Annotated in this window: 24 protein-coding genes; 8 read left to right on the plus strand and 16 right to left on the minus strand. The window is 67.0% G+C overall.

Annotation, left to right across the window (positions count from 1 at the left end):
* Nucleotides 1-60 precede the first annotated feature (60 nt).
* The 5 genes from AC1DCU_RS07605 to AC1DCU_RS07625 form a co-directional block, all read right to left on the minus strand.
* Nucleotides 61-846: a succinate dehydrogenase iron-sulfur subunit gene (locus AC1DCU_RS07605; RefSeq protein ID WP_080149146.1), complete on the minus strand. Its 786-nt coding sequence runs from the start codon at nt 844-846 to the stop codon at nt 61-63.
* 66 nt (nt 847-912) lie between these two features.
* Nucleotides 913-2,703 (minus strand): succinate dehydrogenase flavoprotein subunit, encoded by a 1,791-nt coding sequence (gene sdhA / locus AC1DCU_RS07610; protein WP_025878814.1) that lies wholly within the window; start codon nt 2,701-2,703, stop codon nt 913-915.
* 31 nt (nt 2,704-2,734) lie between these two features.
* Nucleotides 2,735-3,121 carry a succinate dehydrogenase, hydrophobic membrane anchor protein gene (sdhD, locus tag AC1DCU_RS07615; protein WP_025878813.1) on the minus strand — a complete coding sequence of 129 codons (387 nt, stop codon included), beginning with the start codon at nt 3,119-3,121 and terminating at the stop codon, nt 2,735-2,737.
* On the minus strand, nt 3,118-3,510 hold the full coding sequence (sdhC, locus tag AC1DCU_RS07620) for a succinate dehydrogenase, cytochrome b556 subunit (protein WP_025878812.1): 393 nt from the start codon (nt 3,508-3,510) through the stop codon (nt 3,118-3,120). Before sdhC ends, sdhD begins: the two co-directional genes overlap by 4 nt.
* Before the next feature lie 56 nt (nt 3,511-3,566).
* Nucleotides 3,567-3,740: a DUF1674 domain-containing protein gene (locus tag AC1DCU_RS07625; RefSeq protein ID WP_080149151.1), complete on the minus strand. Its 174-nt coding sequence runs from the start codon at nt 3,738-3,740 to the stop codon at nt 3,567-3,569.
* Nucleotides 3,741-3,779: 39 nt separating this feature from the next.
* Between AC1DCU_RS07625 and ygfZ the strand changes: the two genes are divergently transcribed.
* Nucleotides 3,780-4,655: a CAF17-like 4Fe-4S cluster assembly/insertion protein YgfZ gene (ygfZ, locus tag AC1DCU_RS07630; protein WP_312963298.1), complete on the plus strand. Its 876-nt coding sequence runs from the start codon at nt 3,780-3,782 to the stop codon at nt 4,653-4,655.
* Nucleotides 4,656-4,803: 148 nt separating this feature from the next.
* Here the strand turns inward: ygfZ and AC1DCU_RS07635 are convergent, their stop codons facing one another.
* A complete protein-coding gene (locus tag AC1DCU_RS07635; protein ID WP_025878810.1) occupies nt 4,804-5,886 on the minus strand; it encodes an ABC transporter ATP-binding protein in 1,083 nt (360 codons plus the stop codon).
* 352 nt (nt 5,887-6,238) lie between these two features.
* Here AC1DCU_RS07635 and zwf point away from each other — a divergent pair, with 352 nt between their 5' ends.
* The 5 genes from zwf (at nt 6,239) to eda (ending at nt 12,270) form a co-directional block, all read left to right on the plus strand.
* Entirely contained in the window at nt 6,239-7,675 is a 1,437-nt protein-coding gene (zwf, locus tag AC1DCU_RS07640; RefSeq protein ID WP_025878809.1) for a glucose-6-phosphate dehydrogenase, read from the plus strand.
* Nucleotides 7,672-8,679 (plus strand): glucokinase, encoded by a 1,008-nt coding sequence (gene glk, locus AC1DCU_RS07645; protein WP_025878808.1) that lies wholly within the window; start codon nt 7,672-7,674, stop codon nt 8,677-8,679. Before zwf ends, glk begins: the two co-directional genes overlap by 4 nt.
* Nucleotides 8,676-9,398: a 6-phosphogluconolactonase gene (gene pgl, locus AC1DCU_RS07650; protein WP_032977874.1), complete on the plus strand. Its 723-nt coding sequence runs from the start codon at nt 8,676-8,678 to the stop codon at nt 9,396-9,398. The genes glk and pgl overlap by 4 nt, the downstream gene beginning before the upstream one ends.
* A gap of 58 nt (nt 9,399-9,456) precedes the next feature.
* A complete protein-coding gene (gene edd / locus AC1DCU_RS07655) occupies nt 9,457-11,373 on the plus strand; it encodes a phosphogluconate dehydratase (protein ID WP_025878806.1) in 1,917 nt (638 codons plus the stop codon).
* A gap of 237 nt (nt 11,374-11,610) precedes the next feature.
* Nucleotides 11,611-12,270 (plus strand): bifunctional 4-hydroxy-2-oxoglutarate aldolase/2-dehydro-3-deoxy-phosphogluconate aldolase, encoded by a 660-nt coding sequence (gene eda / locus AC1DCU_RS07660; protein WP_442251910.1) that lies wholly within the window; start codon nt 11,611-11,613, stop codon nt 12,268-12,270.
* 261 nt (nt 12,271-12,531) lie between these two features.
* Here eda and AC1DCU_RS07665 read toward each other — a convergent pair whose 3' ends face one another.
* From AC1DCU_RS07665 to ispG, 3 genes are all read right to left on the minus strand, one after another.
* Nucleotides 12,532-13,179 carry a response regulator gene (locus AC1DCU_RS07665; protein ID WP_025878804.1) on the minus strand — a complete coding sequence of 216 codons (648 nt, stop codon included), beginning with the start codon at nt 13,177-13,179 and terminating at the stop codon, nt 12,532-12,534.
* A 202-nt stretch (nt 13,180-13,381) separates the two neighbouring features.
* Nucleotides 13,382-14,131 (minus strand): phosphatase PAP2 family protein, encoded by a 750-nt coding sequence (locus tag AC1DCU_RS07670; protein ID WP_025878803.1) that lies wholly within the window; start codon nt 14,129-14,131, stop codon nt 13,382-13,384.
* Complete coding sequence (ispG, locus tag AC1DCU_RS07675) at nt 14,112-15,377, minus strand: flavodoxin-dependent (E)-4-hydroxy-3-methylbut-2-enyl-diphosphate synthase (protein WP_025878802.1); 1,266 nt, start codon at nt 15,375-15,377, stop codon at nt 14,112-14,114. Before ispG ends, AC1DCU_RS07670 begins: the two co-directional genes overlap by 20 nt.
* Nucleotides 15,378-15,491: 114 nt before the next feature.
* Here ispG and AC1DCU_RS07680 point away from each other — a divergent pair, with 114 nt between their 5' ends.
* Together AC1DCU_RS07680 and AC1DCU_RS07685 are read left to right on the plus strand one after the other, a co-directional pair.
* Nucleotides 15,492-16,712, plus strand: coding sequence for an ATP-binding protein (locus tag AC1DCU_RS07680; RefSeq protein ID WP_032952097.1), 1,221 nt, complete (start codon nt 15,492-15,494; stop codon nt 16,710-16,712).
* Entirely contained in the window at nt 16,709-17,278 is a 570-nt protein-coding gene (locus AC1DCU_RS07685; protein ID WP_032952096.1) for a response regulator transcription factor, read from the plus strand. The genes AC1DCU_RS07680 and AC1DCU_RS07685 overlap by 4 nt, the downstream gene beginning before the upstream one ends.
* A gap of 91 nt (nt 17,279-17,369) precedes the next feature.
* Here the strand turns inward: AC1DCU_RS07685 and AC1DCU_RS07690 are convergent, their stop codons facing one another.
* From AC1DCU_RS07690 to folK, 7 genes are all read right to left on the minus strand, one after another.
* Nucleotides 17,370-18,329, minus strand: a complete 960-nt coding sequence (locus AC1DCU_RS07690) for a hypothetical protein (protein WP_442251909.1) — start codon at nt 18,327-18,329, stop codon at nt 17,370-17,372.
* A 26-nt stretch (nt 18,330-18,355) separates the two neighbouring features.
* A complete protein-coding gene (gene pgi / locus AC1DCU_RS07695) occupies nt 18,356-19,870 on the minus strand; it encodes a glucose-6-phosphate isomerase (RefSeq protein ID WP_478013585.1) in 1,515 nt (504 codons plus the stop codon).
* Nucleotides 19,867-20,247, minus strand: coding sequence for an aspartate 1-decarboxylase (gene panD, locus AC1DCU_RS07700; RefSeq protein WP_004153087.1), 381 nt, complete (start codon nt 20,245-20,247; stop codon nt 19,867-19,869). The genes pgi and panD overlap by 4 nt, the downstream gene beginning before the upstream one ends.
* Before the next feature lie 87 nt (nt 20,248-20,334).
* Nucleotides 20,335-20,829: a hypothetical protein gene (locus AC1DCU_RS07705; RefSeq protein WP_088101379.1), complete on the minus strand. Its 495-nt coding sequence runs from the start codon at nt 20,827-20,829 to the stop codon at nt 20,335-20,337.
* A gap of 72 nt (nt 20,830-20,901) precedes the next feature.
* Nucleotides 20,902-21,741 carry a pantoate--beta-alanine ligase gene (gene panC / locus AC1DCU_RS07710; RefSeq protein ID WP_032977891.1) on the minus strand — a complete coding sequence of 280 codons (840 nt, stop codon included), beginning with the start codon at nt 21,739-21,741 and terminating at the stop codon, nt 20,902-20,904.
* Entirely contained in the window at nt 21,738-22,553 is an 816-nt protein-coding gene (gene panB, locus AC1DCU_RS07715; RefSeq protein ID WP_025878796.1) for a 3-methyl-2-oxobutanoate hydroxymethyltransferase, read from the minus strand. The genes panC and panB overlap by 4 nt, the downstream gene beginning before the upstream one ends.
* A 34-nt stretch (nt 22,554-22,587) precedes the next feature.
* On the minus strand, nt 22,588-23,073 hold the full coding sequence (gene folK / locus AC1DCU_RS07720) for a 2-amino-4-hydroxy-6-hydroxymethyldihydropteridine diphosphokinase (RefSeq protein WP_093820004.1): 486 nt from the start codon (nt 23,071-23,073) through the stop codon (nt 22,588-22,590).
* Nucleotides 23,074-23,075 lie beyond the last annotated feature (2 nt).

The following is a 23,075-nucleotide window of genomic DNA, read 5'->3' on the forward strand; positions in this document are numbered from 1 at the left end:
ATACAGCAAAGCCACGCATGGCGTGGCTCTGCTGGGGTCATGCAACTACCCGGCACCGTATCAGGCGCGGCGTTCCATCATCAGCTTCTTGATCTCGGCGATCGCCAGCGCCGGGTTCAGGCCCTTCGGACAGGTCCGGGCGCAGTTCATGATGGTGTGGCAGCGGTACAGCTTGAACGGATCTTCCAGATCGTCCAGGCGCGCACCGGTGTCCTCGTCGCGCGAATCGATGATCCAGCGGTAGGCCTGCAGCAGGATCGCCGGGCCCAGGTAACGCTCGCCGTTCCACCAGTAGCTCGGGCAGCTGGTCGAGCAGCACGCGCACAGGATGCACTCGTACAGACCATCGAGCTTCTTGCGGTCTTCCGGCGACTGCAGACGCTCACGGTCCGGCGGTGCCGGGGTCTGGGTGCGGATCCACGGCTTGATCGAGGCGTACTGCGCGTAGAAGTGGGTCAGGTCCGGAACCAGATCCTTGACCACGTTCATGTGCGGCAGCGGGTAGATCGGCACTTCCTTCTTGCCGCAGTCCGAGATGGCTCGGGTGCAGGCCAGGGTGTTGGTGCCGTCGATGTTCATCGCGCACGAACCACAGATGCCTTCGCGGCACGAGCGGCGGAAGGTCAGGGTCGGGTCGACCTCGTTCTTGATCTTGATCAGCGCGTCCAGGACCATCGGGCCGCAGGCGTCCAGATCGACGTCATAGGTGTCGGTGCGCGGATTGCTGTCGTCGTCCGGACTCCAGCGGTAGATCTTGAAGGTGCGCACGTTCTTGCCGCCGGTCTTGGCGGGGAAGTGCTTGCCCTTCGTGATCTTGGAATTCTTGGGGAGTGAAAACTCGGCCATGGCTGCTCTCGTTGGCTCAGGCGGCCCGCGCCCGGGGGCGCGGATTGCATGTTAGGCGGGGTCGGATCAGTACACGCGCGGCTTCGGCGGCACCACGGACACGTCATCAGTCAACGTGTACATGTGCACCGGACGGTAGTCGAAGCTGCACTTGCCCTTCTCGTCCACGCTGACCAGGGTGTGCTTCTGCCAATTGACGTCGTCGCGGTCCGGGAAGTCCTCGTGCGCGTGTGCGCCGCGGCTTTCCTTGCGCTGCTCGGCCGAGTTGATCGTCGCCACTGCATTCAGCAGCAGGTTGTTCAGCTCGTAGGTCTCGATCAGGTCCGAGTTCCAGACCAGCGAACGGTCGGAGACCTTCACGTCCTGGAACGAGTCGAAGATCTTGTCCATCTTCTCGCAGCCTTCCTTCAGCGTCTGGCTGGTACGGAAGACCGCCGCGTCGGCCTGCATGGTGCGCTGCATGCGATCGCGGATGACCGAAGTCGGGGTATCGCCGTTGGCGTGACGCAGCTTGTCCAGCAGGCCCAGCGCCTTGTCGCAGGCGTCGGCCGGCAGGGTCTTGTGCGCCGCGCCCGGGGTGATCGTCGCCGCGCAACGGTTGGCCACCGCACGCCCGAACACCACCAGGTCCAGCAGCGAATTCGAACCCAGGCGGTTGGCACCGTGCACCGAAACGCAGGCCGCTTCGCCGATGGCGTACAGGCCCGGCACGACCGCATCGGGGTTCTCGCCGTCCTTGCGCACCACTTCACCGTGGTAGTTGGTCGGGATGCCGCCCATGTTGTAGTGCACGGTCGGAATCACCGGGATCGGCTGCTTGTGCACGTCGACGCCGGCGAAGATGCGCGCGCTCTCGGCGATGCCCGGCAGCTTGTCGTCGATCACGCCCGGGCCGAGGTGGGTCAGGTCGAGCAGGATGTGGTCCTTGTGCTCGCCCACGCCACGGCCTTCGCGGATCTCGATGGTCATCGAACGGCTGACCACGTCGCGCGAAGCCAGGTCCTTGTAGTGCGGTGCGTAACGCTCCATGAAGCGCTCGCCGCTGCTGTTGCGCAGGATGCCGCCTTCACCGCGGACACCCTCGGTGATCAGGCAGCCGGCGCCGTAGATGCCGGTCGGATGGAACTGCACGAACTCCATGTCCTGCATGGCGATGCCGGCGCGCATGGCCAGGCCGCCACCGTCGCCGGTGCAGGTGTGCGCCGAGGTGGCGCTGAAGTAGGCGCGGCCGTAGCCGCCGGTGGCCAGCACCACGCCCTGGGCGCGGAACAGGTGCAGCGTGCCGTCGGACATGTCCAGCGCCAGCACACCACGGCAGGCGCCTTCGTCATCGAAGATCAGGTCGAGTGCGAAGTACTCGATCATGAAGCGTGCGTCGTGCTTCAGCGACTGCTGGTACAGCGTGTGCAGCATCGCGTGGCCGGTACGGTCGGCCGCCGCGCAGGTACGCTGCGCCGCCGGGCCTTCGCCGTACTGGGTGGTCATGCCACCGAACGGACGCTGGTAGATCTTGCCTTCCGCGGTGCGGCTGAACGGCACGCCGTAGTGCTCGAGCTCGATGATCGCCGGAATCGCTTCACGGCACATGTACTCGATGGCGTCCTGGTCGCCCAGCCAGTCCGAACCCTTGATGGTGTCGAAGAAGTGGTAACGCCAGTCGTCCTCGCCCATGTTGCCGAGCGCGGCGGAGATACCGCCCTGGGCGGCAACGGTGTGCGAACGGGTCGGGAAGACCTTGGTCAGGCACACGGTCTGCAGGCCCTTGGCGGCCAGGCCGAACGTGGCACGCAGGCCGGCGCCGCCGGCGCCCACCACGACCATGTCGTACTTGTGTTCGGTAATCTTGTAAGCGGACATCTAGTCTGGATTCCTGTCTTGGCGCCTGGGCTCAGGCAACGCCGAGGGCGATGCGGCCCACCGCAAACACACTGACGATCATGCCGAGCACGGCAACGAACTTCACCGCGGTCTGCAGCACCAGGGCCAGCAGCGATTCGTGGATGTAGTCCTCCAGCACGACCTGCAGGCCGAGCTGGGCATGCCAGAACATGGCGATCAGCAGGCCGATCAGCGGAACGGCGTTCCACGGCTTGGCGATCGCGGCGGTGGCGGTCACGTAATCCGAGCCCAGCAGGCCCAGCACGAACACCAGGAACCAGATGCCCAGCACCACCAGCGCGGCGGCGGTCAGGCGCTGATGCACGAAGTGCTCGGTGCCGGTCTTGGCCGAACCGAGACCGCGCACGCCCTTCAACGGGGTACGGAACTTGCTCATGCGGCACCTCCGAACAGCACATAGGCCCACACGGCCAGGGTGATCAGCAGGCTGCCGATCACCGACATCCAGCTGCTGCGGATGAAGGTGGCAATGCGGAATCCGATCGCGAAGTCCTGCACGATATGGCGGATGCCATTGCACAGGTGATAGGCGAACGACCATGTCCACGCGAACAGGAACACGCGGCCATACCAGGCCCCGGCATGGCCGGTGAAGCAGTTCCAGGATTCGGGCCCCATCATCAGAGCCAACAGGCCTCCGGCGATGATGAGGGCACCAACAGACAGAAAGACGCCAGTGGCTCGATGCAGGATCGAGGTGGCCATCTGAATCTGCCAGCGATACACCTGAAGGTGCGGAGAAAGGGGACGTTGTCTGGTCGCCATTCGCTGGGCTCGTTGTCTCGGCTGGGCGGCATAAGGCCGCGTTGGCTCAATGCTGATCAAAAATCGATGCAGCGTCCGTTTTTTTCCCAATCGCCATACCGCACCGGATCAAGTCCGCCGCGGCCACCGAATTCTTCTTCCACCTCTGGTTGTTCCACGGGCACAGGGACCGGGGGAACCAGCGGGGCTTCAGCTTCGGCGTCGGGAGTGGGGGTTGTTTGGCCTATCATGATGGGTCTCGCAACGCACAAATTTTAGACCTCGTTCACGTGCCTGACAACCTTCCCCCTGCTTTCGTCGCATATCCGCGCCTGCCCGGCCATCAATTGCTGAGCCTGCAGGGCGTGGATGCAGTGGCTTTTGCCCATGCCCAGTTCAGCAGCGACGTGACCGCCCTGCCCCTGCTGCACTGGCAGTGGAGCGCGTGGCTGAGCGCCAAGGGCCGCACCCTGGCGGTGTTCCAGCTGCTGCGGCTGGCCGATGACCATGTGCTGCTGGTGCTCGCCGACGGTGATGCCGATGCGATTGCGTCGCAACTGCAGCGCTTCGTGTTCCGCCGCAAAGTGAAACTGCAGGTGCATGCAGACCTGGCCGTGGCCGGTGCCTTTACTGCGCCGGAAGCCGCCGCTGGCGCCGCCATCGCGCTGGTCGGCAGTCAGGGTTGGGAGCTGGATCTGGGCAGCGACGCACTTCCCCGTACTTTGCGCATCGGCCCGGTCGAGGCCTTCCCGGCCAGCGACGGAGCCGAAGATGCCGCCTTCGCCCTGGCCTGGCGCCAGGCCGACCTGCGCTTTGGCCTGCCACGCTTGGCAGAGAGCCAGCGCGAGGTGTGGACCCCGCAGCAGCTGGGCCTGGACCGCCTCAATGGCTACAGCGTGAAGAAGGGCTGCTACCCCGGCCAGGAAATCGTCGCGCGCACCCATTTCCTCGGCAAGGCCAAGCGCGCGGTGCAGCTGCTGCATACCGCTGCACCTGCGCAGGCAGGCGATGGCGTGCAGCAGGACGGCGTCGCGCTCGGCACCCTGGCCAGCGTGGCCGGCGATCTGGCACTGGCTGTGCTGCCACTGGAGACCGGCGACAGCGAACTGCAGGTGGGCAACGCGGTCGCGCAGCGGATGCCGCTGCTGGACGGCCTGGCGCGCTGAGGCGCCCGCCGGGCATGGCCCGGCGCTACCACTGGCCTGGCGGGTGCGGACCGTTGGTCCGCACGCCTTCGGCGAAGGAAGGTAGTGCCGGCCACTGGCCGGCAACCACGCCGGGTTGAGGTTGCCGGCCAGCGGCCGGCACTACCGGTTACAGGCGCTCGCCGGTTTCCGGGTTGAAGAAATGCAGGCCCTGCGGGTGGATCGCCACCCGGATGTCCTCGCCCACGCCCGGCAGCGACTGCGGCGCCACGCGCATGGTCAGCGCGTGCTGGCCGCTGCTCATGTTGACGAAGATCTCGTTGCCGACCGGCTCGATGCCTTCGATGCGCGCGGTGAACGCATGCGTGTCTTCGCTGCCTGCCGGCTGCAGGTGCTCGGGACGCACGCCCACGGCGATCGGCTTCTGCAGCCACGCCGGATCGATCGTCGCCTGCCCCAGCGGGGCACGCCACTGGCCATCGACCACGGTCACGCCACCGGCGTCGCCCTGCAGCGTGCCGCGCAGCACGTTCATCGCCGGGCTGCCGAGGAAGCCGGCCACGAACAGGTTGGCCGGGCGGTCGTACAGCGCCATCGGCGTATCGATCTGCTGGATGATGCCGTCCTTCAGCACCACGATGCGCTGGCCCAGGGTCATCGCCTCGACCTGATCGTGGGTCACGTAGATCATGGTGGTGCCCAGCTTGCGGTGCAGCTGCGCGATCTCGGTGCGCACGCTGTGGCGCAGTTTGGCATCCAGGTTGGACAGCGGCTCGTCCAGCAGGAACACCGCCGGCTCACGCACCAGCGCACGGCCCAATGCAACGCGCTGGCGCTGGCCACCGGACATCGCCTTGGGCAACTTGTCCATCATGTCGGTCAGCCCCAGCGTCTGCGCGGCTTCGCTGATGCGCTTGTCGATGGTCGCCTTGTCGTGCCCGCGCAGCTTCAGGCCAAAGGCCAGGTTCTCGGCCACGGTCATGTGCGGATACAGCGCATAACTCTGGAACACCATCGCGATGTCGCGGTCCTTCGGCGCCACGTCGTTGACCACGCGATCACCGATGGTCAACGTGCCGCCGCTGATCTCTTCCAGCCCGGCCACCATCCGCAACAGGGTCGACTTGCCACACCCCGACGGACCAACCAGCACCATCAACTCGCCGTCGGCGACCTCGAAGGTGGCGTCCTTCACTGCAACCTGGCCGTTGTCGTAGACCTTGCGCACACCCTGCAACTGCACTTTTGCCATTTCACTCATCCAGTCCGCCCGACGCCGGGCTGTCTTTTGGGACTGCCTCGGCCCTCCCGATGGCAGTGATGATTGCGCGGTTGCCGCATGACGGCGACCACTGCAATCGAATACAGTTGCCCATTCTGCCATGTAAACGTTTTCACGTGGCACTATCCGACAGTCGGTGCGCGCCGACCTGCATCGTCGACCGAACGAAGGGTTGCCGCTGTAGTGGTTTCGATTGGAACGGTGCTCCGGCAAGCCGGAAAACCGATCCAGATGAGCCTCGGACAGGCAGTTGCGCGGATGTCCCCCGAACCCAGCCATGAAGCGATTGACAACGATGTCACCCGGATCTGAAACTCGAGCGATGCACGACACACTCTTCCTGTTTGGTGCCACAGGTGATCTGGCCCAGCGCTACCTGTTCCCTTCGCTGCTGCGCCTGCTCGGCGACGGCCTGCTGCCGGAGGATTTCCGCATCCGTGCGCTGGCCCTGTCGGGCCACGACACCGAAGCCTTCCATGACATCCTGCGCCCGCGCCTGCAGCAGGCCATGCCGATGGCCAGCCAGGAGGACATCGCCTCCCTGCTGCGCCGCATCGACTACCGCTCGGTGGACCTGCGCGACGTCGACTCGGTCGCCGCTGCCGTGTCCGACCTGGTCGACCGCCGCTGCGTGAGCTACCTGGCGATCCCGCCGGGCCTGTACATCTCCACCTGCGAGGGCCTGGCCAAGGGCGGCGCGCTGGCCGCACCCGCGCGCCTGATGCTGGAGAAGCCGATCGGCAGCGACAGCGAAAGCGCCGAGGAGATCATCACCACCATCGGCCAGTGGATCGACGAAGACCGCGTGTTCCGCCTCGATCACTACCTGGGCAAGGCAGCGGTACAGAACCTGATCGCGCTGCGCTTCGGCAACACGCTGCTGGAAGCGGTGTGGAACCGCAATTACATCGAATCGGTGCACATCCTGGTCGCCGAAAGCGAAGGCGTGGATGGCCGCGATGCCTACTACGCGCGCTCCGGCGCCCTGCGCGACATGGTGCAGAGCCACATCCTGCAGCTGCTGTGCATGGTGGCGATGGAGCCGCCGGCGTCACTGGAAGCCGACCGCATCCGCGATGAGAAGGTCAAGGTGCTGCGCGCACTGCGCCCGCTGGATGCCAAGCACGCCGCGCGTGACAGCGTGCGCGGCCGCTATACCGCCGGCAGCATCAACGGCCAGCCCGCACAGGCCTACCAGCCGCCGGAAGGCAGCGACGTGGAAACCTTCGCCGGTGTCACCGCGCACATCGACAACTGGCGCTGGAGCGGCGTGCCGTTCCACCTGGTCACCGGCAAGCGCCTGCCCGAGCGCACCACCCGCGTGGTGGTGACACTCAAGCCGGTCACGCATTGGTTGTTCGAGCGTCCGCAGCGTGCGCAGGCCGCACCGAACCGCCTGGTTTTCCAGCTGCAGCCGCAGGAGAACATCGAACTGGGCCTGATGAGCAGCCTGGCCGGGCCGGAATGGGGCGCGCTGGAACTGCAGCCGCTGGAGCTGGAGCTGTCGGTGCCGACCGGCCTGCATCGCCGTATCGCCTACGAGCGCCTGTTCCTGGACGCGTTCAACGGCAACCACACCCTGTTCGTGCGCGATGACGAAGTGCGTGCCGCCTGGGCCTGGATCGACAGCGTTGCCGATGCCTGGAAGGCGGCCAACCTGCCGCTGGAACCCTACCCTGCCGGCCAGTGGGGCCCGGCCAACGCGGTCGACTTCCTGCCGCAGGGCGTGGATGCGCCAGATAGCGGAGCGTCGGAATGAGTGCCAGCTCGCAGCCCGTGCTGGTCGCCGACATCGGTGGCACCAATGCCCGCTTCGCCCTTGCCGACACCTCGCAGGACGCCCCGCTGCTGAAAGAGAGCATCCGCGAGTACGCCGTGGCGGAGTTCCCGTCGCTGGGTGATGCCGCGCGCCACCATCTGGAGCAGATCGGCGCCACCGCAAGCCGTGGCGTGTTCGCAGTCGCCGGTCGTGTCGATGGTGACGAAGCCCGCATCACCAACCATCCGTGGGTGATCTCGCGCAGCCGCACGGCCGCGATGCTTGGTTTCAACGAACTGCACCTGATCAACGACTTCGCCGCGCAGGCGATGGCGATTTCGCTGCTGCAACCCGATGACGTGGTCCAGGTCGGCGGTGCCGCCTGGGTTCCGGGCAAGCCGGGTCAGCCGCGCAACTACGCAGTGATCGGCCCAGGTACCGGCCTCGGCGTCGGCGGCCTGATCCTTCGCCACGGCCGCTGTTACCCGCTGGAAACCGAGGGCGGCCATGTCAGCTTCCCGCCGGGAACGCCGGAAGAGATCCGCATCCTGGAGATCCTGTCCGAGCAGTTCGGGCGCGTCTCCAACGAGCGGCTGATCTGCGGCCCCGGCCTGGTCAACATCCATCGCGCAATCTGCGAGATGGCGGGTATCGACCCGGGCCAGCTGCAACCGGTGGACGTGACCGCCCGCGCCCTGCACGGCGATCCACAGGCGATGCGTACCGTGGATGTGTTCTGCGCGGTGTTCGGCGCCATTGCCGGTGATCTGGTGCTGACCCAGGGCGCCTGGGATGGTGTGTTCCTGACCGGTGGGCTGACTCCGAAGATGCTCGATTCATTGCAGCACTCCGGTTTCCGCCAGCGCTTCGAACACAAGGGCCGGTTCTCTTCGATCATGGCGCGGGTGCCGTCGCTGGCCGTGATGCATCCCCACGCCGGACTGCTGGGCGCCGCTGCCTATGCTGCCGACGCCGAACGTGACGCACCAGGAGTTGCCGCATGACCCCCATCTTCCAGGACGACCGTATCGACTTCATCAACCACGGCGATGCCGATGGCTGGATCGAGGCGGTTGCAGCCGAAATGGCGCAGGCGATCAACCACGACATCACCGAACTGGGCCGCGCACGCATCCTGCTGTCCGGCGGTACTACGCCGGCACCGGTGTACCAGGCGCTGGCCGAGCTGGACGTGCATTGGGACCGCGTTGAAGTGAGCCTGGCCGACGAGCGCTGGTTGTCGCCGCAGGATCGCGACAGCAATGCATGGCTGGTGCGCGAGAACCTGCTCACGCGTGCCGAAGGTGCGCACTTCGATCCGCTGGTGCGGATCGGCAAGCCGCTGCCCGAATGCGTGTACACCGCCAACCTGCAGGCCCAGCACAGCCAGGCGCCAAGCCTGGTCGCACTGGGCATGGGCAACGACGGCCATACCGCCTCGCTGTTCCCGGGCTCGAAGGACCTGACCCGCGCGCTGGAAAGCACCCTGCCGTACGCCGCACTGGATGCCACCGGATGCCCCGGTGCCAACCAGTGGCCGCTGCGCATCACCCTGACCCCGCGCGGCCTCGGCCAGTGCCGCCAGCGCCTGCTGCTGCTGCGCGGCAAGCAGAAGCTGCAGGTGCTGCGCCAGGCATTGGACAGCAACGACCCGCAGCAGTATCCGATCCTCAACGCAATCAACCTGGAAGGCGCGCGCCTGCGCGTCCACTGGGCTGATTGATGTCGGCGGCGGCGCCCTGCTGCCGCTTGCCTCTCGCCACCTCGAACGCCGGTAGCCAATGAGCCTCCATCCGCAACTGCAAGCCATCACTGAGCGCGTCATCCGCCGCAGCGCCGCTTCGCGCGCCGCCTATCTGGCAGCGATCGACGCCTCCCTGCGCGATGGCCCGTTCCGCAGCCGCCTCAGCTGCGGCAACCTCGCCCACGGTTTCGCCGCCTGTGGTGGCACCGACAAGAGCCGCCTGCGCGGCGGCGTGACGGCCAACCTGGGCATCATCACCGCCTACAACGACATGCTGTCAGCGCACCAGCCGTTCGAGACCTATCCCGAACAGATCCGTGCGGTGGCCCGCGAACTGGGCGCGACGGCACAGGTGGCCGGCGCTGTGCCGGCGATGTGCGACGGCGTCACCCAAGGCCGTGGCGGCATGGAGCTGTCGCTGTTCTCGCGCGATGTCATTGCCCAGGCCACCGCGATCGGACTCAGCCACGACATGTTCGATACCACCGTGTACCTCGGTGTGTGCGACAAGATCGTGCCGGGCCTGCTGATCGGCGCCCTCGCCTTCGGCCACCTTCCGGCGGTGTTCGTGCCGGCAGGCCCGATGACGCCGGGCATTCCCAACAAGCAGAAGGCCGAAGTGCGCGAGCGCTACGCCGCCGGCGAAGCCACCCGCGAAGAACTGCTGGAAGCCGAATCGGCGTCCTACCACGGCGCGGGCACCTGCACCTTCTACGGCACCGCCAATTCCAACCAGGTGCTGCTGGAAGCGATGGGCGTGCAGTTGCCGGGCGCATCGTTCGTCAATCCGGACACGGCGCTGCGCGATGCACTGACCCGCGAAGCCACCGAGCGCGCACTGGACATCACCGCGCTGGGCGACGACTTCCGTCCGCTGGGCCGGATCATCGACGAGCGCGCGATCATCAACGCGATCATCGCGCTGATGGCCACCGGCGGCTCGACCAACCACACCATCCACTGGATCGCGGTGGCACGTGCGGCCGGCATCGTGCTGACCTGGGACGACTTCGACGAGCTGTCGCAGCTGATCCCGCTGCTGGCGCGCGTCTATCCGAACGGCGAGGCCGACGTGAACCGCTTCGCTGCAGCGGGTGGCCCGGCGTTCGTGTTCGGTGAACTGATCAAGGCCGGCCTGATGCATGGCGACCTGGTCAGCGTTGCCCGTGGCGGCATGGCCGACTACGCGCGCGAGCCGCAGCTGCGCGATGGCAAGCTGGTGTACCTGCCGGGCCTGGAACGCAGCGCCGATGAAGAAGTGGTGCGCGGTGTCGACAACCCGTTCGAGAGCCAGGGCGGCCTGCGCCTGCTGCGCGGCAACCTGGGCAAGTCGCTGATCAAATTGTCGGCAGTGAAGCCGCAGTACCGCACCATCGAAGCGCCGGCCGTGGTGGTTGATGCGCCGCAGGTGCTGAACAAGCTGCACGCCGGCGGCCTGCTGCCCGAGCATTTCGTGGCGGTGGTGCGTTATCAGGGGCCGCGTGCGAACGGCATGCCGGAACTGCATTCGCTGGCGCCGCTGCTGGGCCTGCTGCAGAACCAGGGCCGGCGCGTGGCGTTGGTCACCGATGGTCGCCTGTCTGGTGCGTCGGGCAAGATTCCCGCCGCCATCCACGTGACGCCGGAAGCTGCACGCGGCGGTCCGCTGGGCAAGGTGCGCGAGGGCGACATCATCCGCCTGGATGGTGAGGCCGGCACGCTTGAAGTGCTGGTGGACGCAGCCGAATGGGCCGCGCGTACACATGCGCCGAATACGGCGCCGGCCGCCAATGACCTGGGCCGCAACCTGTTCGCGATCAACCGGCGCGTGGTGGGTCCGGCCGATCAGGGCGCGATCTCGATTTCGTGCGGTCCGGCGGCGGCTGACGGTGGGCCGTGGGACTACGACGCGGAGTATGAGCTGGGGCACGATGCTGCTGCGGCGGCGGCGCCGCATGAGGCGAAGGACGCCTGAGGGATTGAAGCGCGTTGCGGGTATGTGGCGGCGGTTGGTTTCCAGGGGGCGGCGAAGGGCAGGCCGTCGCCAGGACACGCCGTAAATACATCCCTGTAGGCTCGATCGCGCCATCCATGGCGCGAACGGTCCTGGCGACGCCCTGCCCTCCGCCGCATCACAGTTTCCGGCGCCGATACGCCGCGAAGTGATCATTGAAAGCACAACTAGAGCGAAAGCAAAGGCAGAAGCAGAGCTATGGGTATCGAACAACATCAGGTGCGGGCGGCGGAGTTGTTGCATGCGGCCGGCATCCTGCCGGTGGTGACGATTCATACGCTGGACCAGGCACGTGCGGTCAGCGCGGCGCTGCTGGAAGGCGGATTGCCGGCGATCGAGCTGACGCTGCGTACGCCGGTGGCGATGGAAGCGCTGGCGATGCTCAAGCGTGAGCTGCCGGATGTGGTGGTCGGCGCCGGTACGGTGCTGACGGTGGAGCAGATGCAGCAGTCGATCGATGCGGGCGCCGATTTCCTGGTGACCCCGGGCACGCCGCCGGCGCTGGCCGATGCGTTGGCTGCGGCACCGCTGCCGGTGGTACCGGGTGCGGCGACGCCGACCGAACTGCTGGCGCTCTACGCGCGCGGTTTCCGCGTGTGCAAGCTGTTCCCGGCCACGGCCGTGGGCGGCCTGGCGATGATCAAGGGCGTAGCCGGCCCGATCGCCGACCTCAAGCTGTGCCCGACCGGTGGCATTACCGAGAACACCGCCGCCGAGTACCTGGAGCAGAAGAATGTGGTCTGCATCGGTGGATCGTGGATGGTGCCGGGCAGCTGGATCGAGGCCGGCCAGTGGGACAAGGTGCGCGAAAGCGCCGCGCAGGCCGCAAAGATCGTCAAGCGCGTACGCGGCAACTGACGCACTGCGGGGTCAGAGCCGACCCCAAGCGCGCAAAGCGCGCGACCCGCTCCTTCCGTTCCCTTCTTCATTCCGCGGTGGCAGCGCACGGAACCTGTCCGTGGCCCTGCGGAGGGATCGCGCAGGGGCGTAAGCGCCATGGATGGCGCGCCCGAGCCTCCAGGGATGGATTCACGGCGTCCCCTGCGCGATCCCTCCGCAGGGCCAACCCCACGAACTCCGTCCCACCACCGCGAGGGGTTCAGCCGTTGGCCGAAACCCTTACAGCGGCCGTGCCGGATCCACCAGCCCGTACTGGCTGGCCATCCGCGCCAACGCGATGTTGTCGTGGATTCCCATCTTCTCGAACAACCGCGCCTTGTGCGTGTTGACCGTCTTCGCGCTCAGGCTCAGACGACGGGCGATATCTTCCTGGCGCAGGCCCTGGGTCAGCAGCAATGCCACTTCCAGCTCACGCGGCGACAGGTTGTCGAACGGCGAGCCGTTGCCTTCCACGGTGGACAACGCCAGGTTCTGCGCGATGCTCGTGCCCAGGTAACGTCGTCCGGCGGCCACGTCGCGCACCGCACGCAGCAGTTCCTGCGCATCGCAGCCCTTGCCGATGTAACCGGCGGCGCCGGCCTCGAGCAGGCGCTTGGGCAGCGGACCGTCTTCCAGCACCGACACGATCACCACCCGCGTGCTGCGGTGGCCACGGACGATGCGCTCGGTTACTTCCATCCCGCTTACGCCGGGCAGGTGCAGATCACACAGCACCACGTCCGGTTGCAGCTGGCGGATCGCGGGCAGCGCGTCTTCGCCCGTTTCGGCCTCGCCCACCACTTCAATGTCGGTTTCACTCGACAGTATCATTTTCATCCCGGTGCGGACCAACGCATGGTCATCCACCAGGTAGACTCGAATCGTCATTCACGTACCTCTTCGAATGCGGCCAATACGGGTCAACCTAGGCAGGAGCACCTGACCACTGCAAGCGCGGATGTTGCGCAATTCCGGCGTTCTGCCTTGCGCATCACATTCTTCACGCACTGATCGTGCCCCTTGCCCTGCAGAACCCGTTACAACGAAACAACCCGTCCCTCAGGTAGACGCCCTTGGGAGGGCATCCACGTCACTCCCCTTGCGTGATCGCTTCGCTGGCCGTCGCTGGCGGCGAACCGTGCCGTCGCCATGGATGACGACGGCTGAACATGACCAGATAGCACCCTACCACCCAAACCAGCGCGGCACACCACCCGGCGAGGATGTCCGAGGGGTAATGCACCCCCAGATAGACCCGGGAAACGCTTACCAGCAGGCTGAACGACGGCGCCAGCAGCAGCACCGGCCAGCGCCAGCGGGTATTCCAGGCCAGCAGCACCAGGGTGACCGCCAGGGTCATCGAGCCCATCGCGTGGCCACTGGGGAAACTGAACGTGGATTCCGGCGCGATCGATTCCCACAAGCTGGGCCGGTCGCGCTGGAAGAAGTGCTTGCTGCCCATGTTGAGCAGCGCCGACCCTACGAAGCTCACCGCCACGAAGGTCGCTTCACGCCAACGCCGGTGCCAGGCCAGTGCACCGACAATCAGCACATCGGCCGGGATCAGGAACCACTCGTAGCCCAGCTTCGACAGCAGCACGAACACGTGGTCCAGCCACGGCGAATGCAGGCCGTGCATCTGCCACAGCAGCGGCGCATCGAAATGGAAGGATTCGAACTCGTGCACCTCGTCGGCCAGGGCGACGAATCCGGCCAGCGGCAGCAGCACGCCGGCAAACAGCAGCAGCAGCCGCCAGGCATTGCGCGCCATCCAGTGGCGGAAGCCGGAGGCGGGCTCCGGTGCAGCGAGGATCGTCGGCTTACCCGGCGCTTCGGACATAGGTGCGTTCAACGTAATCATCGATCAGGGCGACAAATTCCTGGGCGATGTTCTCGCCACGCAGGGTCACCTTCTTCTCGCCATCGACGAACACTGGTGCCGACGGTGCTTCACCGGTGCCCGGCAGCGAGATGCCGATGTTGGCATGCCGCGACTCACCCGGCCCGTTGACCACGCAGCCCATCACCGCCAGGGTCATGTTCTCCGCACCCGGGTGCTGGATCTTCCACAGCGGCATCTTTTCGCGCACGTGGTTCTGCACCACCTTGGCCAGCTCCTGGAAGAATTCCGAGGTGGTACGGCCGCAGCCCGGGCACGCCGTGACCAGCGGAGTGAAGGCGCGCTGGCCGGTGGTCTGCAGCAGTTCCTGGGCGACGATCACTTCCTGCGTGCGCGACTGGCCCGGTTCGGGCGTCAGCGAAATGCGGATGGTGTCGCCGATGCCTTCCTGCAGCAGCACGCTGAGCGCCGCCGCCGAGGCGACGATGCCCTTGCTGCCGATACCGGCTTCGGTCAGGCCCAGATGCAGGGCAAAGTCCGAACGCTGGGCCAGGTCGCGGTAGACCGCGATCAGCTCCTGCACGCCGCTGACCTTGGCCGACAGGATGATGCGATCGCGCGGCAACCCCAGCTCGACGGCCTGCTCGGCCGAATCCAGTGCCGAACGGATCAGCGCCTCGCGCAGCACGCGGCCGGCGTCCCAGGGCTGTTCGCGGTGGTTGTTCTCGTCCATCAGCTTGGCCGCCAGGGCCTGGTCCAGCGAGCCCCAGTTGGCGCCGATGCGCACCGGCTTGTTGTAGCGGATGGCGAACTCGATCAGCTGCGCGAACTGCAGGTCCTTCTTCTTGCCGAAGCCTACGTTGCCCGGGTTGATGCGGTACTTGGCCAGTGCTTCGGCGCAGGCCGGCTCGGCCGTCAGCAGCTGGTGGCCGTTGTAGTGGAAGTCGCCGATCAGCGGCACGTCGATGCCCATCATCGCCAGCTTGTCGACGATGCGCGGGATCGCCGCGGCCGCTTCGACCGTGTTGACGGTCAGGCGCACCATTTCCGAGCCGGCACGCCAGAGCTCAGCGACCTGCTTGACGCTGGACGCCACATCGGACGTGTCGGTATTGGTCATCGACTGCACCACGACCGGCTTGCCACCGCCCACGGTGACTCCACCGATCTGGACCGCTTGGGTCAGGCGACGGGGCCAGGAAGTGGCATCGGAGGGGGCTGTAGGGCGGGTGACGGCGTCATGCATGCCGGCATTCTAACGCCCGCCCCGACCTTCCGGGTGTGTCGCATTCAGGCGACAGTCCGGCTGCGGCCGATTGTCGCAGGCAGCCGTCCCCGCGAACGCATACGATGGGCGCGAATGACCGGTCCCGACGCCCCGTTTCTCCGAACCCTGTGCAGCCTGCGCTGGTTGGCCGTGGCTGGCCAGGCGGCCACCATCCTGGTTGCGACCTGGGTGCTGGGGCTGCCCTTGCCGCAACTGCCGCTGTGGTCGGGCGTGGCCGTGCTCGCCGTATTCAACCTGTATACGCAGCTGCGCCCGGAGCCGGCCGATACCGCGCCGCTGACCGCCTTCGGCCACATCCTGGTGGACGTGATCATCCTCACCTGGATGGTCAGCTGGAGCGGCGGCATCGCCAATCCGTTCGGCTCGCTGTTCCTGATCCTGATCGCCCTGGCGGCCTTCGCCCTGCCCCTGCGCTGGGCACTGGCCGTGGCCAGCGCCTGCCTGCTGGGCTACGCCGCCAGCGGACTGTTCGGGCAACCGCTGCCGGCGGGCTATTTCAACGCACTGGACCTCAATCGCTGGGGCGTGATCGCCACCTTCCTGCTGTCCGCTGCGGTCGTACTGATCTTCTCTACCCGGCTGGCGATCGCGCTGCGCGAGCGCGAGCTGGAACTGTCGGCACTGCGCGAACGCTTCGCGCGCAACGAGGGCATCGTCGCCCTGGCCACGCATGCAGCCTCGGTGGCGCATGAACTGAACACGCCTCTGGCGACGATGACCCTGCTCGCCGACGACGTGGCCGAACGCAGCGAAGAACCGGAAGTGCGCGAGGACATGGAAACCCTGCGCGAACTGCTGGTGCAGTGCCGGGAGCGCGTGCTGGCCCTGGCCGCCCCGGCCTCCAATGACGGCCCCGGGCGCGCCCACTCCACGGCCCAGCAGGTGCTGGAGCAATGGCGGCTGGTGCGCCCGACCATCGACCTGCATCGCAACGACGACGCACCGCTGCGCCTGCCGCTGGACCCGGGCGTCGGCCACCTGCTGATGGTGCTGCTGAACAACGCTGCCGATGCCGGCGAGCAGGCCGGCCGTCCGCGCGTCGATCTCAGCCTGCGCATCGAAGGCGACGACCTGATCGGCGAAGTGCGCGACTACGGCCACGGCTTCAACGCCCGCGCCGCCGTGCTGCCGGGCAAGCTGTTCGGCAGCAGCAAGAGTGAAGGCATGGGCGTCGGTCTTGCCCTGTCCCATGCCACCATCGAACGCCTGGACGGCGAGATGTGGATGCGCCCGGCCCAAGGGGCCGGTAGCCGCGTCGGCTTCCGCCTGCCGCTGGCCCCCCGCGAGGAATGACCATGACTGCTTCCACCCTTGGCCTGCTGGTCGACGACGACGAACTCTACCTGCGCACCCTGCAGCGCAGCCTGGCCCGCAAAGGGCTGGAGACGCAGACCGCACAGGATGCCGCCAGCGCGCTGGCACTGGCCCGCCAGCATCCGCCGGCGTTCGCGCTGATCGACCTGAAGCTGGGCAGCGATTCCGGCTTGGCCCTGATACAGCCGCTGCGCGCCCTGCGCGCAGACATGCGGATCCTACTGGTGACCGGCTATGCCAGCATCGCCACCGCAGTGGAGGCGATCAAGCTGGGCGCCGACGACTACCTGCCGAAACCATCGACGGTGCCGATGATCCTGCGTGCGCTGGGCGAGGAAGACGATGGCCCCGCCGATGACGGCGAGATGGAAGTGCCCGATGCGATGACCCCGATCAGCCGCCTGCAGTGGGAACACATCCAGCAGGCGATGCATGAAACCGGCGGCAATGTGTCGGCGGCCGCGCGGCTGCTCGGCATGCACCGGCGTTCGCTGCAGCGCAAGCTGGCCAAGCGGCCGAGCCCGGAACGCGATCCGAGCCGGTGAAGCGTCGTCGTATTCGCCGGGCATGGCCCGTCGCTACCGGCATGACGAAGGGTAGCGCCGGGCCATGCCCGGCGGCATTCCCCGCCCGCGCTCAGCCCTTCAGCTGCGCCAGCAGCTCACGGGTCAGCGGATCATTGATCTGGACATCCTCGCCCTGCCTGGCCTCGGCGTCCACTTCTGCAATCCATTGATCCACCCCACCACGCATCAGATCAGCCCGACTGGGCAGGACGTCGCGCGCAGGGCTATACAGATCGAGCAGCAGTCGGTTGCGGGCCTCGACTGTCATGTCCGCGCCGCCAGACCGCTCGACGATGATGTCAGCGCGCGCCAGGCCCTGCTCATCCACGCACCGCTCGCCATGACGCAGCAGAACCAGCACCGGCACATCGGCGCCCTCCTGCACGGCTGCCTGCAGCCGGTCGTGTCCGTCCAGCACCACGTGTGCCTGCAGGCCACTGACCCACATCAGCAGCACCGGTGGCAGTGATCCTGCCCGGGCCTGCCTGGCCCAGGCCTTGACCCGCCCATCCGTGGCCAGTGACGGTGCCCGCAGCAGGACGGGAGGCAGGCATTCGCCGTGCGTCACGCTCGACCAGTCCAAGGTATCCACCGCCGGTCGGGCCAGCGCATCTGACGCGAACGTGAGCGGCATCCGCGCACGCTCCAGGCCATGCAGCGTCGGCTGCAGCAGCCATTCGCCCTGGGCCAGCGGAGATCGATCCGAACGGGTAAGGGCCTGTGCGAAATGACGTGCCCACGCTGCGGCAGTCCGCACCGGATCATCCGAATGCAACGCCCGCACCTCGGCAGCCGTGATCGGTGGAATGATCGCCGGCGAGGCCGGGGAGGCGCTGCGAAGCAGGTCCACGCCGAAATAGTCGGGCTCCACCCTCGCCCACAACATGGGGCGTTCCTCGGTGCCCACCCGTATCCGGTCCGGCGGGCAGACCGAAACCACAAGCGCAGGGCGCACGGGGGCCTGCACGGTCAGGTGCAGACCCGCCCACACCTCGGGCTGCCTTCGTCGAACGAGGTCGCGCCAGTGCATCGACGCACGCATCCGGCGCGCCGCGCTCAGCCCTTCAGCCGAGCCAGCAGCTCACGGGTCAGCGGATCATTGATCTGGACATCCTCGCCCTGCAGGGCCGGCAGCAGGCCACTGGCCAGCTGCTTGCCCAGTTCGACACCGAACTGGTCGAAAGCGTTGATGTTCCAGATCACCGACTGCACGTACACCGCGTGCTCGTACATCGCGATCAACGCGCCCAGCGCCTGCGGGGTGAGCGCGTCGAGCAGGATCATCGTGCTCGGGCGGCCGCCCGGGTAATCGCGGTGCGGATCGTCGCTGCCCTGGCCGTTGGCCAGTGCTTCGGTCTGCGCCAGCAGGTTGGCCATCAGCGCCTGGTGGTTGACCGTATACGGATCATCGTTGTGCACGCAGCCGATGAAATCGGCCGGGATGATGCTGGTGCCCTGGTGCAGCGCCTGGAAGAAGCTGTGCTGCACATCGGTGCCCGCACCGCCCCACCACACCGGCACGGTGTCGGTGGTGACCGGCTGGCCATCGCGCTGCACGCGCTTGCCCAGGCTTTCCATCACCAGCTGCTGCAGGTAGGCCGGCAGCAGCGCCAGGCGCTGGTCGTAGGTCATCACCGCATGTGTGGCGTAGCCCAGCAGATTGCGGTTCCAGATGTCGGTCAGGCCGTGCAGCACCGGCAGGTTGCGCTCCAACGGCGCGTCCAGTGCATGCGCATCCATCTGCGCGGCACCTTCCAGCAGCTGCTCGAAGCGCTCGAAGCCGATGGCCAGTGCGATCGGGAAACCGACGGCCGACCACAGCGAATAGCGGCCACCCACCCAGTCCCACATCGGCAGCACACGATCGGCGGCGATGGCGAAGGCCTTGGCGGCGCGTTCCGGATTGGCGCTGACCGCGTACAGACGGTCGCTGCCACCCAGCCAGTCATGCAGGATCTGGCCGTTGAGCAGGGTTTCCTGGGTACCAAAGGTCTTGGAAATGAGGATGCCGGCGGTCTTCGCCGGATCCAGCGTGGCCAGCGTGCGCTGCATGGCGGCGCCGTCCACGTTGGACACGAAATGCACGCGCAGGCGTGCGCCTGTGACCGGGCGCAGCGCATCGGCGACCAGTCGCGGGCCGAGATCGGAACCGCCAATGCCGACGCTGACCACATCGGTCACGCCGCTGTCTTCCAGCGCGCGCACCAGCACGCCCATGCGCTGGCGGATGCCGCGCGCGGTGGCATACGCCTCGGCCGCCACCGGCGCATCGACTACGTCACCGCGCAACGCAGTATGCAGCGCAGCGCGGCCTTCTGTCAGGTTGACCTGCTCGCCACGGAACAGGCGCGTGATGGCGCCGCCGACATCACGTTCGGCAGCCAGCGCCAACAGCGCCTGCAACGCTGCGGCATCGTATTTCTGCCGGGCGAAGTTGACATACAACGGACCGACCCGCAGCGCCAGGTCCTGTACACGGCCGGGTTCGGCGGCGAGCAGGCCGGGAATGCTTGCGCCCTTCAGGCGCTGGGCGTGGGAATGCAGCGAGTCGAATCCGTTGTTCGTTGTCATGCGGCCTGGGTCGGGATCGTGTCGTTGGTGTGGGAAATCTGGTTGTTGCCATCCACGTACACCAGCTTCGGCTTGAAGCTGTCGGCTTCCTGCTCGGTCATGCTGGCGAAGGCGGCAATGATGATGATGTCACCGACCTGCACGTGGCGCGCGGCGCCACCATTGAGCGAGACGACGCCGCTGCCGGCTTCGGCGCGGATCGCATAGGTCGAGAAGCGCGCACCGTTGGTCACGTCCCAGATGTGCACCTGCTCGAACTCACGGATGCCGGTGGCAGCCAGCAGGTTGTCATCGATGGCGATCGAGCCTTCGTAGTTCAGCTCGGAATGGGTGACGGTGGCGCGGTGGATCTTGGTCTTGAGCAGGGACAGGTGCATGGGGGCGCTGCAACGGCAAAGGAAAGAGCGGATTCTAGCACCCACGCGGCAGCGGTCAGGTAGCGGCCGCAGGATGCTGAAGACCGTTCAGCCGGTGCGCTGCTGCGCGCCCGGCGATGGCGCCGCGGCACCGGCCAGCACGGCCCGGAACACGGCATGGAACGCCAGTCCGGCCATCAGGCCGAATCCGGCCGCCACCAGTACCGAGAAGGCATAGCTGGCCCAGTCGAAGTTGCCCGCAGAGGACAGCTGGCTCATAAGAGCACCGCCAGAGCCGTCGGGCCAGGCACAGGTGGCCATGGCCAGCGCGCCCAGCCCTGCCCCGACCAGCGCGAACCACACCCAGCGCAGGCGGCCGGAAGACAGCAGGATCAGGCCCATCGGCAGCAGCACCGCCACGGCGTGGGCGAAGGCCAGTACGAACATCAAGGCGGCCGCCAGCGCGGCCGTGGCCACTTCCTGGCCGAGACTGAGACCGGCAATCAGGCCACCGATCACCAGCGAAGGCAGCAGCGCGGCGGCGAACACCGCCAGGATCGCCGCCACGGCGCGGCGGCCGGGGCTGGCTGGAAACGAGGTCATATCGGCAGGTCATCCTTGTCCGGCGAACACGGGCGCCCACTGCGGGCGCCCTGCACAACCGCGCGGGGCGGTTCAGAACTCCAGGTTGTCGATCAACCGGGTGGTGCCCAGGCGCGCGGCGATCAGGGCCACGCGGCCGCCACCATCGAAACTCGGCTCGGCCAGCTCCGGAGTGCGCAGTACCGCGTAATCCACCTGGAAGCCCGCTGCCTGCAGCGCAGCGACGGCGTCGGCCTCGATGCGTTCACGCGCGTGCCCGGCCACATAGCCTTCGCGCATGCCCAGCAGGGTGCGGTGAAGGGTGGTCGCCAAGGGGCGCTGCTCGGCGCTGAGGTATTGGTTGCGCGAGCTCTTGGCCAGGCCATCCTCATCGCGCACGATCTCGGCACCGACGATCTGGATCGGGAACGACAGCTCGGCCACCATCTGCTTGATGACCGCCAGCTGCTGGTAGTCCTTGCGGCCGAACACGGCCACATCCGGCTGTACCTGCAGGAACAGCCGCGCCACCACCGTGCACACGCCATCGAAATGGCCCGGGCGGCTGGCGCCTTCCAGCACCTCGCTGACGCCAGGCGCATGCATCTGCGTGGTCTTGTCCACGCCCAGCGGGTACATCGCTTCGACGCTGGGCAGCCACACCGCATCGCAGCCCACCTGCTCCAGCCCGGCCACATCGGCTTCGGGGGTGCGCGGATAGCGGCTGAAATCCTCGTTCGGCCCGAACTGTGTCGGGTTGACGAAGATGCTGGCCACCACCTTGTCGGCGTACTGCTTTGCCAGGGTGACCAGCGCGTGGTGCCCGCCGTGCAGGTTGCCCATGGTCGGCACCAGCGCCACGCGCAGGCCCTCGCCCTTCCACTGCGCGATCTGCGCGCGCAGCGCACCGAGTTCGTTGAAGGTCTGGATCATTGGGCGTACGCGTGTTCTTCGTCGGGGAAGCTGCCATCGCGCACGGCATCGGCGTAGGCACGGGTGGCGCCGGCCACCGAACCGCCTTCAGCCAGGAAGTCCTTGACGAACTTCGGGCGACGGTGGCCGCTGTCCAGGCCGAGGAAATCGTGCAGCACCAGCACCTGGCCGTCGCACTGCGGACCGGCACCGATACCGATGGTCGGCACCGGCACCGCGGCGGTGACGGCAGCAGCAACCGGGGTCGGCACGCATTCGAGCACCATGATGCTGGCACCGGCTTCAGCCACGGCCTTGGCATCGTCCACCAGCTGGCGCGCGGCATCGCCACGGCCCTGGATCTTGAAGCCACCCAGGCGCAGCACCGACTGCGGGGTCAGGCCCAGGTGCGAACAGACCGGGATCTCGCGCTCGACCAGGTAGCGGATGATGTCGACCTTGAAGCCGGCCCCTTCGATCTTGACCATCTCCGCACCCGCCTGCAGCAGCTGCAGCGAAGCATCCAGCGCGCGTTCCGGGGTGGCATCGGCGCCGAACGGCAGGTCGGCGATCAGCAGCGCACGCTGCAGCACGCGGGCGACTGCGCGGGTGTGATAGACCATGTCGGCGACGGTCACCGGCAGGGTCGAATCGTGCCCCTGCACGACCATGCCCAGCGAATCGCCGATCAGGATCAGGTCGACGCCATTGGCATCGAAGGTGCGGGCGAAGCCTGCGTCGTAGGCGGTCAACATGACCAGCTTCTGGCCATTGCGCTTGGCCTCGGCCAGGGCGGGAACGGTCCAGGGCTTGCTGTCTGCGTGGGTGCTCATGTGCTGATAACCGGGGGAGATAACCCGGGCATTATCACCCTAACGGCGCGATCCCGCAGGCATCCACCCGCATCACTGCATCCCGTACGCGACCGTGGCCGGGAATGGCCAGATCGGCGGCGATTTCGGCCAATGGCACCAACACGAACGCACGCTCGTGCAGGTAGGGATGCGGCACCTTCAGCTCGGGCAGGTCCAGCACCTGCTCGCCGAACAGCAGCAGGTCCAGATCCAGCGCACGCGGCCCCCAGTGCACGGCGGGGTCGCGTACGCGGCCGAAGCGCTGCTCCAGCGCGAGCAGGGCCTGCAGCAGCTCGACGGCGGGCAGATCGGTGTCGACCGAGGCCACTGCGTTGACAAAGGGTGGCTGGTCCTCGTTGCCCCATGCCGGCGTCGCGTACAACCGCGACGCCTGCGTCAGCCGGGTTCCGGGCAGCTCGTCCAGCGCGGCAATGGCCGCGCGGACGGTGTTGGCTGCGTCGCCAAGATTGGCACCCAGCCCGATCCAGGCACCGGTCATGG

Source organism: Stenotrophomonas sp. 10L48 (assembly GCF_056395105.1).